The 16,363-nt window shown below is 71.8% G+C and carries 11 protein-coding genes; 9 read left to right on the top strand and 2 right to left on the bottom strand.

Annotation, left to right across the window (positions count from 1 at the left end):
* The first annotated feature begins 622 nt into the window (after nucleotides 1-622).
* Both ACRX5W_RS19705 and ACRX5W_RS19700 read left to right on the top strand, forming a co-directional pair.
* Nucleotides 623-3,469 carry a serine/threonine-protein kinase gene (locus ACRX5W_RS19705; protein ID WP_436789527.1) on the top strand — a complete coding sequence of 949 codons (2,847 nt, stop codon included), beginning with the start codon at nucleotides 623-625 and terminating at the stop codon, nucleotides 3,467-3,469.
* Nucleotides 3,470-3,652: 183 nt separating this feature from the next.
* Nucleotides 3,653-5,950, top strand: coding sequence for an FdhF/YdeP family oxidoreductase (locus ACRX5W_RS19700; protein WP_436789526.1), 2,298 nt, complete (start codon nucleotides 3,653-3,655; stop codon nucleotides 5,948-5,950).
* A 408-nt stretch (nucleotides 5,951-6,358) separates the two neighbouring features.
* On the opposite strand, the gene ACRX5W_RS19695 is transcribed toward ACRX5W_RS19700, so the two are convergent.
* Nucleotides 6,359-7,798, bottom strand: coding sequence for a DUF5685 family protein (locus ACRX5W_RS19695; protein ID WP_436789525.1), 1,440 nt, complete (start codon nucleotides 7,796-7,798; stop codon nucleotides 6,359-6,361).
* 1,277 nt (nucleotides 7,799-9,075) lie between these two features.
* On the opposite strand from ACRX5W_RS19695, the gene ACRX5W_RS19690 reads away from it, so the two are divergent.
* Complete coding sequence (locus ACRX5W_RS19690) at nucleotides 9,076-9,957, top strand: acyl-CoA thioesterase (RefSeq protein ID WP_436789524.1); 882 nt, start codon at nucleotides 9,076-9,078, stop codon at nucleotides 9,955-9,957.
* A 16-nt stretch (nucleotides 9,958-9,973) separates the two neighbouring features.
* Here ACRX5W_RS19690 and ACRX5W_RS19685 read toward each other — a convergent pair whose 3' ends face one another.
* Entirely contained in the window at nucleotides 9,974-10,417 is a 444-nt protein-coding gene (locus ACRX5W_RS19685; protein ID WP_436789523.1) for a response regulator, read from the bottom strand.
* 226 nt (nucleotides 10,418-10,643) lie between these two features.
* Here ACRX5W_RS19685 and ACRX5W_RS19680 point away from each other — a divergent pair, with 226 nt between their 5' ends.
* From ACRX5W_RS19680 to ACRX5W_RS19655, 6 genes are all read left to right on the top strand, one after another.
* Nucleotides 10,644-12,272 (top strand): sensor histidine kinase, encoded by a 1,629-nt coding sequence (locus ACRX5W_RS19680; protein ID WP_436789522.1) that lies wholly within the window; start codon nucleotides 10,644-10,646, stop codon nucleotides 12,270-12,272.
* Nucleotides 12,269-13,510, top strand: coding sequence for a PP2C family protein-serine/threonine phosphatase (locus ACRX5W_RS19675; RefSeq protein WP_436789521.1), 1,242 nt, complete (start codon nucleotides 12,269-12,271; stop codon nucleotides 13,508-13,510). Before ACRX5W_RS19680 ends, ACRX5W_RS19675 begins: the two co-directional genes overlap by 4 nt.
* 202 nt (nucleotides 13,511-13,712) lie before the next feature.
* On the top strand, nucleotides 13,713-14,093 hold the full coding sequence (locus ACRX5W_RS19670) for a hypothetical protein (RefSeq protein WP_436789520.1): 381 nt from the start codon (nucleotides 13,713-13,715) through the stop codon (nucleotides 14,091-14,093).
* Complete coding sequence (locus ACRX5W_RS19665; RefSeq protein ID WP_436789519.1) at nucleotides 14,093-14,539, top strand: response regulator; 447 nt, start codon at nucleotides 14,093-14,095, stop codon at nucleotides 14,537-14,539. Before ACRX5W_RS19670 ends, ACRX5W_RS19665 begins: the two co-directional genes overlap by 1 nt.
* Nucleotides 14,540-14,925: 386 nt before the next feature.
* Entirely contained in the window at nucleotides 14,926-15,864 is a 939-nt protein-coding gene (locus ACRX5W_RS19660) for a SigB/SigF/SigG family RNA polymerase sigma factor (RefSeq protein WP_436789518.1), read from the top strand.
* Nucleotides 15,865-15,896: 32 nt separating this feature from the next.
* Nucleotides 15,897-16,363 (top strand): ATP-binding protein (locus tag ACRX5W_RS19655; RefSeq protein ID WP_436789517.1); only part of this gene is annotated, 467 nt, incomplete at its 3' end.

The raw sequence follows: 16,363 nt of genomic DNA, 5'->3' as shown, positions 1-16,363 counted from the left end.
TCCAAGCGGAACCTTGCCCGCAGGTCGGGCTTCCTATCGGGAGACTTACGCGCCTGCCGACAGATCGGGCCTGTCTCCCGCTCGGACGGGTCCCTTGTCTCCGTGTTCGCGTGTCTCCGTGTTCGCGCGAGGACCATGGGTGGCCACGGTGCGAGCGGCCGGCCGCGAACCACGGGACCACCACTTGACGGATGGATGCCGTTCGGGAACGCATCGTGACAGGGCGGACGGGGCACCACCCCCGGAGCAGACGCCGACTCCAAGCGCTCGGCAATGACGGTCAACGTCCGCCTGCCGCAGCGCCGTTGGCAAGACGCCCGATTACCTGCCCGGCAGTGCTTCCTCGAACGCCCCGACACAAGCGGGTACTTGGCCGTACAACCCCCGGCCGAACGTCGTGCCGGCGGGTGCGCGAAGCCGCCGCAATCCTGGTGAAAACGCGCCCGGACCCCCGGCGGGACCAGGGATCGGCGGCCTGAACACCCCCGAATTTCTGGCAGACTGCCTGCCCATCCGGTGGAACAGGCACATCATCACGAGCCGTTGCCGTTCCCACGATGGCAGCCCACCCCGCAGGCGGTGACGCACGAGCGTCACGGGCAGGGCATGGACGAGGAGTGCGATGCGGCCCCTGGACAAGGACGACCCGCGCCAAATCGGCGGCTACCGGCTGGCTGCCCTGCTCGGCCAAGGCACCACCGCGCAGGTCTTCTTGGGCGCTTCGCCCGAGGGACGCCCGGCCGTCGTCAAGGCGGTGCGCGACAGCGCCGCCCGGGACACGGCCTTCCGCGCGCGTTTCGCCCGCGAGGTCGCCGCGGCGCACCGCGTCGACTGCCCGTTCGTGGTGCCCGTCGTCGACGCTGCGACAAGCGGCCCGGTGCTGTGGATCGCCGCCGCCTACGCTCCCGGGCCCTCACTCGCGGAGGCCGTCGAGAAATTCGGCCCGCTGCCCGCGGAGACCGTACGCACACTCGCCGCGGGTCTCGCCGCCGGCCTGGAAGCCCTGCACGCACAGGACCTGACACACGGTCGGCTCAGCCCGTCCGGTGTCGCCCTCGCACCCGACGGGCCGCGCATCGTCGATCTGGGAGTGGCCCGCAGCCCTGACGGACCGTCGGTCGAGGAGGACGGGGTGCTGATCGGGACCACGCTGACGTCACCGGCGTTCCGCGCCCCCGAGCAACTCGCCGGTCGCGACGTGGGGTTCGCGGCGGACGTCTTCTCGCTCGGCACTGTGCTGGTGCACGCGGCGCGCGGCACCGGGCCGTTCGGAGACGACAGCGACGCCGGAGTCGGCGAACGGATCCTGCGCGGGAAGCCTGATCTCGGCGGACTCCCGGCATGGCTGGGGCAGTTGGCCGTGGCATGCCTGGCCAAGGACCCGGCCGACCGGCCGACGGCCGCGCAGATCAAGGCCGCCACCGTCAGCGAACTCGACGGTCCGGGCTGGCTTCCGCCACGCGTGGCCGCCGAAGTCGCCCAGCGCGCCGCAACGATCTGGGCACAGTCCGGCGGCATGCCCGGGGGACCGGGCAGCGGTACGCCGGCGGGTGGGGCTCACCAGGGCGGTGACTCCGGGCGCGCGGGCGAGGCGACCCCCGGGTCGAGCCAGGCAGGGGCGTACGCCTCGGAAACCGGCCGCGGTTCGGGGCGACGGCGCAGGCGTACGGCGGACGACCGGACGACGGCGCGGCCGTTCGTCCCCCCGCCGGCATCCGCTCCGGACTCCTCCGCAGCGGATGCCGGCCCGGGACGATCGCGCACGTCGGCGGCCGGACCGGGCGCCGCCGAGGACGAGTCCACCCCCGGCTCGGCCTTCCGGTCGGGGCCGGGCCCCGCGCCCGACGCACCGACCGACGGCCCGGAACGCGGAACCGTCGAGCGTCAGATTGTCGAGGCGGAACTCGTCGACGACGACGCGCCGTTGCCGCCCCGCGCGTCCGCCGCCGCCGCTCCCGGCGAAACCGACCTTCCCGGCCGCCCGGCGGCGCCGGTGCCGGGCGCGGCGCCGCCCCATGCGGCCGGGCCCGCGAGCACGCCTCCCCACCCGTCCGAACCTCCCGCGGACGAGCCCCCGCGCTCGGGGCAGCCGGGCCCGGCGGGCCCGTCGGCGCGCATCATCCGGTCGGGAGCAGAAAGGCGCCGCTTCCTCCGGTGGGTCGCCGCGGGCGGCGCGGTGCTCGCCGGAGCCGTGACCGGCGCGGTGCTGTGGGGCAGCGGCGGCTCGGGAAAGTCCAAGCGCACGGACCCCGGCTCCGCACCCGCCCCTGCCGGCAACACCCCGCCGGGCCGGATACGCGCGTGGCTCCGCGACGGCACCTGGAACGCCCGGCAAATCGCGCTGCTGTCCGACGAGTTGCCCGCGGCTTTGGGGACGTCGGTCAAGTACGACGTGGAACTGCGCTCGCAGCAGGCGCTGGGCCAGGAGTTGGTGAACGCGTTCAACCGCGAGGACGTGATCCCCGACGTCTACGAGGTCGACCTCCTTTCCCTCGCCGGCCATGTGGCCGCACGACGTATAAAGAACCTGGCGGATTACCAGGACCGCTTGGAGACCGACACCTGGCTGCCGACCGTGCGTTCCGCGGTGACGATCCAGGGGGCCGTCTACGGCCTCCCGTTGACCGCGTCGGTGCCCGTCGTCCTGTGCCACCGGGGCATGTACGCGGCGGCCGGGGTGCCGCTGCCGCGTAGCCGCGAGGAATGGGTGGACGGCCTCGAACACCTCCGCACACACTTCGCGCCGAACCCGGCGTTCCGCAGCGTCTACCTGCCCGGCCGGGCATGGCCGGTGCTGGCCTCGTTCATGTGGGAGGCCGGCGGGGCGATCGCGTTCCCGGAGGGACACAACCTGGACGACCCCTGGCGTGGCGCCTTCGACCTGCCCGGTTCGGCGGACGCGGTGCGGTTCTTCCGGCAGTTGCAGCAGTACGCCCCTGAGGTGAGCGACGCGACTGAGGCCGCCCTTCGACCCGACGAGCTCTTCACGCGTGGGCAGACGGCGTCGGTGATCGGCAGCGAGGCCCTCTACACGGCCGTGACCTCGGCCGCGCCCGCACTCGCCGCGCAGCTCGACGCGTTCCCGCTGCCCGGGCACGCTCCCGACCGGCCGGGTGCGGTGGGCCTCGGCGGCACGGCTCTGGTGGTCTCCTCGACGTGCCGCGACATTCCGGCGGCCGTGGACCTGCTGACCACCCTCACTTCGGCGCGGTGGCGTTCACAGCTGGCTCAAAGCGGTCGGGTCCTGTCGCCGTACGCGCCCGACGAGGCCGCGCAGGGGGCCAATCCGATGCTGCGGGCGGGCGCGTCCGCGCTGGCCGGTGCGCGCGCGTACCCGGCAGCGCCTGGGTGGTCCGAACGCCCGCTCGTCGAATTCGGGCGTGCGGTGTTGGGCGGGACGGACGCGATGGCCGCGGCCGTGGCATCCAATCAAATCGTGGCGTCGGAGTTCGGACGTACTACGGGGTGAGGGCGCCGTGAGCGCAACCGTACGCATGTTCGAATGACCGGGGCGGAGGCGTCCCCGCACGGGTGATGGGGGTTCCGGGCCTGCGGCGGGACCGGCGTACGGTGGGGGCCGAACGCGTGGAACCCGGCCTGATGGTCCGGGCGCGCGGCACCGGCAAGGTCGCACGAAAGGACGGGCGCGCAGATGGTCGACAAGGCACCGGTCGGCGATGTCGACGACAGCGGAATGACCATCGGCGCGCCCAAACGATACGCCGCCGGGATCCCCGCAATCCTGTCGACGTTGAAACACGCCGGGCGCGAGATGGGGGTGCGCCGGGGCGCCCGGACGCTGCTCAAGGTCAACCAGAAGGACGGCTTCGACTGTCCCGGCTGCGCCTGGCCGGAAGGCGAGCACCGCAGCCCGATCGGCGAGTACTGCGAGAACGGCGCGAAGGCCGTCGCCGAGGAGGCGACGCTGCGGCGCGTGACGCCCGACTTCTTCGCCGCGCACCCCGTCACGGATCTGGCCGAACGCACCGACTATTGGCTCGGGCAACAGGGGCGGCTGACGCACCCGATGTACCTCGCCGACGGAGCCACGCACTACACGCCGGTGACCTGGGACAAGGCGTTCGACATCGTCGCGGAGGAGCTCGCGGCACTCGCCTCCCCCGACGAGGCGGCGTTCTACACGTCAGGGCGGACGAGCAACGAAGCGGCGTTCGTGTACCAGCTCTTCGTGCGTGCCTTCGGGACGAACAACCTTCCCGACTGCTCGAACATGTGCCACGAGTCCAGCGGTTCGGCGCTGACCGAGACGATCGGTGTCGGCAAGGGCAGCGTGTCGTTGGAGGACCTGCATCAAGCCGACCTGATCCTCGTCGTCGGTCAGAACCCGGGGACGAACCACCCGCGCATGCTCACCGCTCTGGAGAAGGCCAAGCACGCGGGCGCGCACATCGTCGCGGTGAACCCGTTGCCCGAGGCGGGCCTGATGCGGTTCAAGAACCCCCAGCGGCCGAGCGGTATCGCGGGCACCGGGACGCCGCTCGCCGACGAGTTCGCGCAGATCCGGGTCAACGGCGACCTCGCGCTGTTCCGGGCGCTCAACCGGCTGCTGCTTGAGGCGGACGCCGCGGCTCCCGGCACTGTCGTCGACCGTGCCTTCATCGACGAACACTGCGCGGGTTTCGAGCAGTTCGCGTCCGATGTGCGGTCGACGCCGTGGGCCGAGGTGCTGTCGGCGACGGGCCTGCCTCGCGAGCAGATCGAGCGCATCCACCAGCGGGTGCTCAAGTCCCGCCGTGTGGTGGTCTGTTGGGCCATGGGGCTGACACAGCACCGCAATTCGGTCGCGACGATCCGCGAGGTCGTGAACTTCCTTCTGCTGCGCGGGAACATCGGGCGCCCCGGCGCCGGCGTCTGCCCCGTGCGCGGGCACAGCAACGTGCAGGGCGACCGGACGATGGGGATCTACGAGAAGCCGTCCCAGGCGTTCCTGGACGCCTTGGAGGCCGAGTTCGGGTTCGCCCCGCCTCGCGCGCACGGCCACGATGTGGTCGACACGATCCGGGCGATGCGCGACGACCGGGTCAAGGTCTTCATTGCGGTCGGCGGCAACTTCGTCGCCGCGACACCCGACACCGCCGCGACGGAAGCAGCGCTGCGCCGGACCTCCCTCACCGTGCAGGTGTCCACCAAGCTCAACCGGTCGCACGCGGTCACCGGGCGGCGCGCGCTCATCCTGCCGTGCCTGGGCCGCACGGAGGCGGACGTCCAGCCGACGGGCACCCAGTTCGTCACGGTCGAGGACTCGATGAGCGCGGTCCACGCGTCGACGGGGAACCTGCCGCCCGCGTCCCGGGAACTGCGTTCCGAGGTGGCGATCGTGTGCGGCCTCGCCGAGCGCGTCCTCGGCGATCGGACGACCGTGCCCTGGCGGGACTTCCGTGAGGACTACGACCTGATCAGGGACCGCATCGGACGGGTCATTCCGGGGTTCGCCGATTTCAACCGTCGGGTGCGCGCACCGGGCGGATTCGTGTTGCCGCACGGCCCCCGCGACGAACGGCGGTTCCCGACGGTCAACGGAAAGGCGAACTTCACCGTCAATCCGCTGGAGGTGCTGCACGTCCCGGCGGGGCGGCTGATCCTCCAGACGGTTCGCTCCCACGACCAGTACAACACCACGATCTACGGGCTCGACGACCGCTACCGAGGCGTCAAGGCCGGCCGCCGCGTCGTCTTCGTGCACCCTGCCGACCTTGCGCAACTCGGCGTCGCCGACGGAGAGATGGTCGACCTGGTGAGTGAGTGGACGGACGGCACCGAGCGACGCGCGCCCGGCTTCCGGGCGATCGCCTACCCCACGGCCCGCGAGTGCGCGGCGGCGTACTTCCCGGAGACCAACGTGCTGGTGCCGCTGGACAGTACGGCGGAGGTCAGCAACACGCCGACGTCCAAGTCGGTGATCGTGCGTCTCGAACCGGCTGCGGTCTGAGACTGTCACGGCCGGCACGGCCCCCGTCGGACCGACTGGACCGACGGGACCGACGAGGGCCGCTGTCCGGTGTCTTGGACCAGTCCATGCGCGCGAGAAGCCGTTCGCGGCCGACGCGACCGCAGCGCCGGGCGCGCAGTTCGACCTGGGCTCGGAGCGCGCGGCGGCCGCCTCCGCGACGCCGGGAACGCGCGTCGTCGGCCGTGACCGAATCCGCCCGCACCACGCGGGCCCAGGAGGCACATCACCCGGCCGTGTCCTCAATCCCCAACCGAATGCGCCCGCACCACGCGGGCCATGAGGCACATCAGCCCGGCCGTGTCCTCAATCCCCACCGGAGCTCAACACCGACGCGGGGTGGGAGTACGACGGCACGGCCCGGAACAGGCGCTGACGCGTCTCCCCTCGTCAGCAACTGCAGTCGCAGCCGCAGCCGTCGCAGCAGCCGCCGTCTTCGCCGCAGCACTGGCAGCAGTCGCAGCAGCTACAGCAATCGGCGTCGCAGTCGTTGCAGCAGCCTTGGCGCTGCCGGCCCGTACACGGGTCGGTGTACTCGTCGCGGCAGCACGCCTGGCAGGTGCAGCACAGGCCGACCCACATCAGGCACGCGATCAGCGGGTTGTACCTGCGCCCGGGCGGTCGGCCGGGGTCCCCGGGACCACCGGGGCCCCCGGGGTGTATGGGATCCCAGTTCGGGTTGCGCCCGGGGCCGAAGGGGTTGCCGGGGTCGGCCGGGGGCGGCTGCCATCCGGGCGGGCTCTGCGGCGAGTGCGATTCGAGGGGCGCGGGTGTCTGTCCTGCGGGACCGCCCGACAGGTCGGCGAAGGCCCGTCCGTCGGTGATCGGGCCGCCGAGCGGAAGCACGTCGGGCGCCGCTGTCGCGCCCGGGGCGGGCAAGCCGCCCGTTCCGACCGCCGTGTCCAGGGACTTGCCATGTGATTTGCCGTGCGACGAACACCCGTGCCGACGCGACTTCACGGGGAAGCCCGCGTGCTGGAAGGTCCGTTCGACGGCCTGGTCGACCTCGTGCACCAGAAGCACGTGCGCGAGGCGAGCGTCGGTGAACGCGACGTCCTTCAGGGCCAGGCGTATGCCGTGCGCGGCGTCGCGGCACAGCCGGTAAGCCTCTTCCGGCCCGGTCCCGGTGGCGAGCAGCGGGTTCCACGCGCCCGTCGCGCGGTCCTCCCAGATGTCCTCGACCGCGTCGAGGAGATGCGCAAGCCGGCCGAAGAGGCGGCCTGCCTCGGCGAGTGGTTCGGCGTTCCCCGGGCGTCCGGCGAGGGTCGCGGTGTGGGCGAAGGCGGCAGCGGTCGCGGTCTCGGTGGGCTCGGTGACCACGAGCACCGACGTCCCGGGCCCGGCGAGAGCTTCGATCTCGCCTTGGCGGCCCACGGCCTCCGTCAGCACCGCCGTGTCGAAACCGACCGCATGCCCGGTGCTGTCGCCCTGCCGGGCCCATCGAGCGGCGACCCTGCGCGCGCCTCCCGCGACCGGCTTGCGGGCGAACACCCCGTCCTGGTCCTCGACATGGTCCCGCATCTTCGCTGCGGCCAGGACGAGCGAGACAGCGGCGGCGAGACGGGCGCCTTCGCCCCGCGCGACCTCGGCGGTACGCATGCCGCGCAGGGCACAGGGCCCCGCCTTGCGCCGCCCGCTTTTCACCGCCTCGGTTGCGTTCTGCGCCTCGACGAGCACAGAGATGATCAGCCCGTCGTAATTGGTGGCGACGCGTGCGGCGTGCCCGTGGTCGTCACGCAGCGCGAGGCACAGCCCGCACAAGTGCGCCATCCAGGAGTCGCGCAGTCCCTCAGCCAGCGAATGCCGACACGGCCTGATGATGCCGAACACGCGACAACCTCCCCGCTTACCGCTTCATTTACCGGAGTTGCACGTCGCCCGCCCGCACCGACAAGCTCACCGGCCCCTTGCCGCGGATCAGGTTAGCGACCACACACCGCTGCCGTCGGAGACCGGCGGAGTCCGACTCCGGCCGCATGGACGCCAAGACGCAAACCGCATGGACGTGCCCCGGGCCGATGGAGTTGCGGTGACCGCGCCGACCGTCGCGACGAGGCCGATCCCGAACACGCCGCACACCGGCCCGAGCCCTTCGCGATGCGCGCGTCGGGTACGCCGCGACGGAAGTCCGGCCCCGAACACACCACACGCTGCGGAATCCGTGGAACAGCCCCCGGGTGCAAAGACCGGGTCTGCGGTGAATGCGTCCGGTCTCGCGGCGCGCGGGCAGGTGTGCGCCTGCTGCGCCGGACCGGCACCGGGCCGTCACTGCGCCGCGGAGACCGCAGAGCCTGCAAGTGCGTTCGCCCCGTGAGCAACCCGAACCGGGACCCGTGTACCCCCGGAGGTTCCGAAGACCCCGACGCACCCCCCGAACACTGCCAGCGATCCCGGAGGTCCGACCCACGACCCGAGCACCCCGGCGATCCCAACCCGCCCCCGAACCCCCGGCGATCCCGACGACCAGCGGGGCCCGGCGAACCACGGCGGAGACATCGAGTGACGAGCCGGCGCCACCACCGCCGCTCGGCGACATGACAGCCACACATGACGAGGCCGACGCCCACACCGTGCCGGGACGTGCGACGCCTGTTCCGGATCGTGGGCCGCGGTGCGACGGAGGAAACCGCGGACAACAGTCGTCCGCGGCCGATTCCGCTCCTGGGAGCCTGTCTGCGGTGGGCACCCCGCCGGGGTCACGCGGGCTTCCCGACGTCAGCCCCGTCTGTCCCGACGGGCCCGTCGTGCCCGCGCGACCATGCCGTCGGGATAGCGCGCCTCAGCGCTCACAACCGCACTCGCAGGCCGCTCATCGCCTCCGGGCTTCGGTGTTCCCGACGCGACCGCCGCCTTGCTGCACGCAGCATCGCGTCCTCCCGATCCTGTGACGCGCCCCACTGCTTCGCCGTCGTCGCCCGTGACTCGGGCGCGCGTGGCCGGGGCTTCGGACGTTTCCGACCGGGCGTCGGCGAGCGGGACTTGCGTCGACCGCTCCGGTTCGGCTCGGCCTCGTCGCGGTTGTACGGGGAGCTCGTCGGTGTGGTCGCGGGCGGGGGCGGGGTTCGGCGGGCGTCGCCGCTCGGCGGCGTGTCTGACACGATGACCCGGTGAGCGAGCATCCAGAGGGCCGCACGGCCCGGTTCAACTTCGGGCAGGCGGAAAGCTTCGTCGATCTTCTCAGCCTCGACGAGATCGAGCAGAACATCTTCCGCGGTACGTGCCACGCCGGTTCGCCGCTGCGCGCGTTCGGCGGGCAGGTCGCGGCGCAGGCGCTGGTCGCCGCCGGGCGCACGGTCACCGCCGAGCGGCCGGTTCACTCGCTGCACAGCTACTTCCTACGCCCCGGGCGGACGACGTCGCCGATCATCTACCTGGTCGACCGGGTGCGCGACGGACGCTCCTTCACCACGCGCCGCGTCACGGCGGTCCAGCACGGTGAGACGATCTTCACTTTGTCGGCTTCGTTCAAGGTGCCCGAGACCACGACCGAGCACCAGCGCGCGATGCCGGACGTGCCGCGGCCCGAGGACTTGCCGGACCCGTTCGGCGGGCGCCGGGGCAAGGAGCGCGAGCACTACGGGGCGTCCCAGACCCGTCTGGTGATGGACATGCGCTTCGTGCCGCAGGACCGTCAGCCGGCCACGCACCTGACCGACGGTGTCCCGCACCAGCGGGTGTGGATGAAGGCCGCGGAGCAACTGCCGGACGATCCGCTGCTGCACGTGTGTGCGATGGCGTACATGTCCGATCTCACCCTCGCCGGCACCGCGGCGGCACCCCACGTCACCGATCCGCAGAACCTCCAGATGGCGTCGCTGGACCACGCGATGTGGTTCCACCGGCCCTTCCGCGCCGACGAGTGGCTGCTGTTCGCGCAGGCCTCCCCCACCGCGCAGGACGCCCGCGGCTTCGCCATCGGCGAGTTCTACGACCACGAAGGGGTCCTGGTCGCGCATGCGGTCCAGGAGGCGGTGATCCGCCAGCACTGAGCGGCGGGGCTTCCGGCTACCGGTGGTCGTCCTGCCCCGGGAGCGTCGCGGTCTCCAGGAAGAAGGCGTCGATGCTGCGGACCGCGTGGGTGAAGTCGTCCAGGTTGACCGGCTTGGTGATGTAGGCGTTGCTGTGGTTGCGGTACGCGGCCGCCACGTCCTCAGGGGCGCCCGACGTGGTGAGGACGACGACCGGGATGGCTTTGAGCTCGTCGTCGTTCTTGAGCACGTTGAGAAGTTCCCGGCCGCTCATGCGCGGCATGTTGAGGTCCAGCACGATCAGGTCGGGCCACGCGACCTCCGGGTCGCGCAGGTGTTCCAGTGCGGCGACACCGTCGGGAACGCGGGTGATCGTGCGGGCCGACTGCTCGCACAGGGCTTCCTGGATCAGCACGGCGTCGGCCGGGTCGTCCTCGACGAGGAGGATCTCGTACGGGCGCCGGGCGGCGATCGCGGCCATGAGTGTGGGCTCCGGTCTGGGCGGGGCGCGGATACGCCGGGGGGCCGCGTCGTGACGCGCGGTCGCGGGGGACGGCCGATGCGTCCGTCAGAGTAGGCCGCACGGCGCCGTGAGACAACAATCGTTGTCAGTGGTGGTCAGGCGCGCATGTATCGTGTGCCGGGCTCCTGCGGGCGGCCGTCTCCGGCCGTGGTCGCCGACGCGGAACGGTCGAAGGGAGGGCCGCGTGGCCGCACCCGGCTTGAAGGACACCCCGTCCGGGCGGACCGCATGGACGACTCGGCGCTGGCTGACCGCCGGAGTCGTCGGCTCGCTCATCGTGCTCCTGGTCCTGGGCTCGTTGGGCGCGTGGGCGCTGTACCGCGCCTCGGAGGCGACCGACCGCCTGACCGACCGCGAGTCGCCGGCGCTGATCGAGGCGCTGCGCCTGGAGAAGGCGCTGTTGAACCAGGAGACAGGGGTGCGGGGGTACGCACTGGCCGGTCGGCCCGACTACCTCGAACCGTATCGGCGCGGGGTTGCCGAGGAGCAGGACAGCGTCGCCGTGCTGCGCGGGCTGATCGCCGGCACGGCCGCCGAAGGCGACCTCGACGCCGTGCTCGACAAGGTCGCGGCATGGCAGGTGACGACCGCTCGGCCCATCGTCGAGACGGCGCCGGGCATCCCGGGAGGCGCCGGCACGCAGACCGCCGAGGCGACGAACCGGCTCAACGCGGGCAAGGACTCGTTCGACGCCGTCCGCTCGTCCGCCGCCGCGTTGCAGGACCGCCTCCAGGACAACCGCCAAGACGCGGCCGGGGACCTGCACGACGCGCAGCAACTGCGCGACCTGCTCCTGGCGGCGATCGCGGTCGTGATCGTGGCGCTCGCGGTGCTGGTCTCCGAGGGCTTCCGGCGCGGTGTCACGGTGCCGCTGGAACGGCTCGGGGCGGACGTACGGCGGATCAGCGACGGCGACTTCGACCACGGCATCGACACCACGGGCCCGGCCGACCTGCGGGCGCTCGCCAACGACGTCGAGGGGATGCGCCGGCGGCTGATCGACGAACTGGTCTTCGCCGACCTGGCCCGCCGGCGGCTCGACGAGCAGTCGGAGGATCTGCGGCGCTCCAACGCCGAGTTGGAGCAGTTCGCGTACGTCGCGTCGCACGATCTCCAGGAACCTCTGCGCAAGGTCGCCAGCTTCTGCCAGCTCCTGCAACGGCGTTACGCCGGGAACCTGGACGAACGCGCCGATCAGTACATCGAGTTCGCGGTCGACGGGGCGAACCGCATGCAGCGGCTCATCAACGACCTGCTCGCCTTCTCGCGCGTCGGGCGCACGCGGCGGGAACATGAGACGGTGGACCTGGAACGCACCTTCGCCGACGCGGTGGACAATCTCAGCATCGCCGCGGAAGAGTCCGGCGCGGTCATCACCCACGACCCGATGCCCACCCTGACCGCCGATCCGACGCAGATGGTCATGCTGTGGCAGAACCTGCTCGGCAACGCGGTCAAATTCCGCGACCCCGAAAGCCCGCCGCGCATCCACGTGTCGGTCACCGCGGTCGACGACGAGCGAGTCGACGGCTCGGGGGCCGACGAGCTCGCCCAGGCCGCCGAGCACGTCCCGTTGTGGCGGTTCACGGTCACCGACAACGGCATCGGGATCGATCCCGAGTACGCCGAGCGGGTTTTCGTCATCTTCCAGCGCCTGCACGCGAAGGACGCGTACCCGGGCACCGGGATCGGGCTCGCGATGTGCAAGAAGATCGTCGAGTTCCACGGCGGCACCATCGCGGTGGACACCGGCCACTCCCCCGGCACCAGCATCTCGTTCACGCTGCCCGCGGACGGAGGTTCGGAGGAATGACGGCGCCCGAGACCTCGCAGGTGCCCCGGCCCGGCGCGGAGCCCGAACCGCCGTACCGCATCCTGCTGATCGAGGACGACCCGGGCGACGCCCTGCTCGTGGAGGAACTCCTTGCCGACACCCGGCTCGGCCACACGCTGCGGTGGAAGAAGACCCTGGCCGACGCGGTGACCGAAATACAGCGCGGACGCCCCGACATCGTGCTGCTCGACCTGCACCTGCCCGACGCCTCGGGCGTCGCTGCGGTCGGTGCGGTGCAGAGCGCGTGTCCGTCGGCGGCCGTGGTGGTGCTGACCGGCCTCGCGGAGTCGCAGGCCGGCACCCAGGCCATGGCCGGCGGCGCGCAGGACTACCTGGTCAAGGGGCAGGTCGAACCGGACCTGCTGGCCCGGGTCCTGCGCTACGCGATGCACCGCAAGCAGGCCGAGCAGGCCAACGCCGAGCTGCTGGAGAACCGGATCCACGCGCAGGAGAACGCGCGCCTCGAACGCGGCCTGCTTCCCGAGCCGCTACTGCCCGACCCCGGTGTCACCGCCACGAGCCGCTATCTGCCGGGCCGTCAGCGGGCCTTGCTCGGCGGTGACTTCCTCGACGTCGTGCAGACACCCGACGGCATGGTGCACGCGGTGATCGGCGACGTGAGCGGGCACGGCCCGGACGAGGCGGCGCTCGGCGCGTCGCTGCGGATCGCCTGGCGCGCCCTGACGTTGGCGGGACTGCGCGGCGTCGAACTGCTGGGTCTGCTCGAAGAGGTGCTGGTCGCCGAGCGGTTGCGCACCGACATGTTCGCGACCTGCGGCACGCTGGTCCTCGACCGGGCGGCGAACGTCGTGACGGTCACACTCGCGGGCCACCACCCTCCGCTGCTGTGCGCGAACGGTTCGGTGCGCGAGCCGGAGACGACGCTGGGCATCGCGCTGGGCATCGTGCCGGGCCATCGGGGGTGGCGTCCGACGACCACGCAACTGCCGAACGCCGACGCCCTGTTGCTGTACACCGACGGCCTCGTCGAGGGCCACGTCGGCCCGGGCCGAGGGCGGCTGGGCACCGCGGGTCTGATCGAGCTGATCGAACGCGCCGACGAACCCGACCCCGAGCGGCTGCTCGACCACCTCGTCACCACCGCCCAACAGCTCGACGGAGGCCGCCACGCGGACGACCTCGCGGTCCTGCACCTGGCCTGGCGCCCGCTCGGCTCGGAAAGCCGCCCGTCGGGGCGACGGATCACCGACCAATAAGCCGCGTCGGTGGGATCGGCCATGCCCGGTGGACACCTCTCGGCAGCGGAATGTCACTCGGCGCGCGGGAACCCGCCATGGTCGGCGGCCGTGCCCTGCCGCCCGGCCCCGGCGGGATTTCGAAGGCGCTCCGCGGAGTCGGCGCCGAGGCGCCTGACGCGCGGGCGTTGTTCGTCGCGGCGGGGGGACCTAACCTTGCGTAATGCCCGGCTCCCACGTCACGCCCGTCGACGCCGAAGAAGAGGTCGCCGCGGCAGCGCACGCCGCGGTCACCGAACTGGCCGCGCGCCTGGTGTTGCAGACGTTCCCGCCCCTGGACCCCGCCGATCCGTCCGCGCACAGCCGGGACTCCGAGCTCGCCACACTGCGCGCGCTCGCCTTCCTGCAACGGGCGGTGGAGCGGGCGATGAGCGAGACCGCGGCGAGGGCCGCACACGCCGGGGCCGGCTACCCGCAGCTCGGCCAGGCGTGCCGTATCACCCGGCAGGGCGCCCGGCGCCGATGGCCGGGCCTGGCAGCGGCCGGTGCCTCGGCACGTGTCAACCGCCCGGGACAAACCCCTTCCACCGAGCGGAGACACTGATGCCCGCCGCACCGCCCGCCCGCCCATACGACATCCTGCTGGTGGAGGACGACATCGCCGACGCGCTGCTGATCGAGGAGGCGCTGACGCAGAGCCTCACCCCGCGGCGTATCGCGCAGGTCCCGGACGGCGTGGCGGCGTTGGAACGCCTGCGCGATCCCGACGCGCCGCGTCCGGACCTGATCCTTCTGGACCTCAACATGCCGCGCATGAACGGCCGCGAGTTGCTGAGCGTGCTGAAGAACGACGACGACTTCAAGATGATCCCGACGGTCGTGCTGACCACGTCGGGCGCGCCGGAAGACGTCGCCGCCGCGTATCGGAACCACAGCAACGCGTACATCACCAAGCCGGTCAACTTCGACGACTTCACGCATGCGGTGCGCAGTATCGACACGTTCTTCCTCGGCACCGCCACCTCGCCGAGTATCGGCGGCAGCCGCTGACTCGGTGTCACGTCAGGCGAGTTCGCGGGACACGCCGCGAGCCGGGCACACGCCGGCGCGGTCCTCACGGACGGTATCCGGCCCTTCACGCGGACGGCATGCGAACTCGACCGGAAAATTTCCCTCGTGACGGAGTTTCAGGTGGGGGAAGTGGGTAGGTGACCGGTCGAGTCGCCGAGTCCGCCTGCCGGGCCCGACTCAAAGGGCGGTATGTGTGCCGCCCGCCAAGGCACGCATCACGTGCCGGGGCACCGCTCGCCTGAAGAAGCCGGGCATGTGCGGAGCCCTCACCCGCGGTGTGCCGTGTGCGCACGCCGGTGCCGGGGGCCGAACGGCCGCACCGGGCGCCACCGCCGCGGGTCTTCGGACTCTTGAGGAGCCGAAATATGTCCGCGCCCACCAGCGCTGTTGTCCCTTCCCGCGAACTCTCCGTCCCGATGTCCACAGCCGCGCAGCTCTCCCCCGAGGAACGATCCCTCGAAACGCTGCGCCACGAGGACATGCGCAACCTGGACAAAACCGAAGTCCGCCGACTCACCGAGCAGTTGCTGCGCCGTATGCGCGAAGTCGGGCCCGAGACCGAGGCGTACGGCCGGTTGCGCGCGATTGTCGTGGACCTCAACATCGCGCTCGTGCACTACGTCGCCCGCGGATTCGCGCGGCGGCGGGCACCGTACGACGACATCTTCCAGACCGGAACCGTCGGCCTGCTCAAGGCTATCGACGGCTACGACGTCGACCGCGGCTCGGAGTTCGCGTCGTTCGCACTGCCCACGATCTCCGGCGAGATCAAGCGGTTCTTCCGCGACACGTCGTGGGGCGTACACGTCACGCGCACCCTCCAGGAGCGCTTCCTCGCGGTCACCCGCACCGTGCACCAGCTCGAACAGGAACTCTCGCGCGAGCCGACCGCGTCGGAGATCGCCGCGTGCCTCGACATGGACGTCAAGGACGTACGCGAGGCCCGCGAGGCGGGGCGCGCCTACATGGTCGACTCGATCGACGCCGCGCCGGCCGGCAACGACAGCTCCGGACGCCACCGGACCCCGCTGGCCGATCTCCTGCCGTACGAAGAACGCGAGCTCGACCTCGTCGACTTCAGGGAATCGGTGAAACCCCTGCTCAGCGCCCTTCCCGAACGCGAGCAGATGATCTTGGAGATGCGCTTTTGGCAGGACATGCCGCAGCGGGAGATCGGCGAGCGCCTCGGCGTCTCGCAGATGCACATATCGCGGCTGCTCAGTGCGACGCTGTCACGGCTGCGCGAACAACTGGAGTCGGACGCCGCCCCCCGGGCGAAGCGGCTTCGCCAAGCCGCAGCGTAGGCTGCGTGCTTGCGCGAAGATACAGAGTGCCCATGGAGAATTCACCCGCGACCCTGGTGGTCGAGCTGGACGGTAGCGCGGGGTCCGTGCGCGGTGCCCGGCGCGAAGCACGCCGGTTCCTCACCGACGCGGCCCTGCAGCCGCCGCTGGGCCCGGACATCTGCCGGGACGTGCTCATGGTCGTGGGCGAGCTCGTCGCGAACGCCTGCCGACACGCCCCCGGCCCGTGTCGGCTGAGCGTCGCGGTGGAGCCCGACTCCGTCGACGTCGCCGTGCAGGACACCGGGCCCGACCGGCTCGGCGTCGCACGGCGGCGCAGCCCACCCGGATACGGGTTGTGGATCGTGGCGCGCCTGTCGCAAGGAATCGAGGTCCTACCCGTCCCGGACGGCAAGGTCGTCCGGGCGGTCGTGCCGCGCAGCCGCCCGGAGCAGGCCGCGGACAAGTCGGACGACGCGCCGACGGCCACGGTCCTGGAGTTCCCGGGCAGCCGCGACGG

The sequence above is a fragment of the Yinghuangia sp. YIM S10712 genome (assembly GCF_051388935.1).
Taxonomy (GTDB): Bacteria; Actinomycetota; Actinomycetes; order Streptomycetales; family Streptomycetaceae; genus Yinghuangia.
The sequence above is the reverse complement of the archived record's forward strand: the minus strand, read 5'-3'. Positions and strand labels throughout refer to the sequence as shown.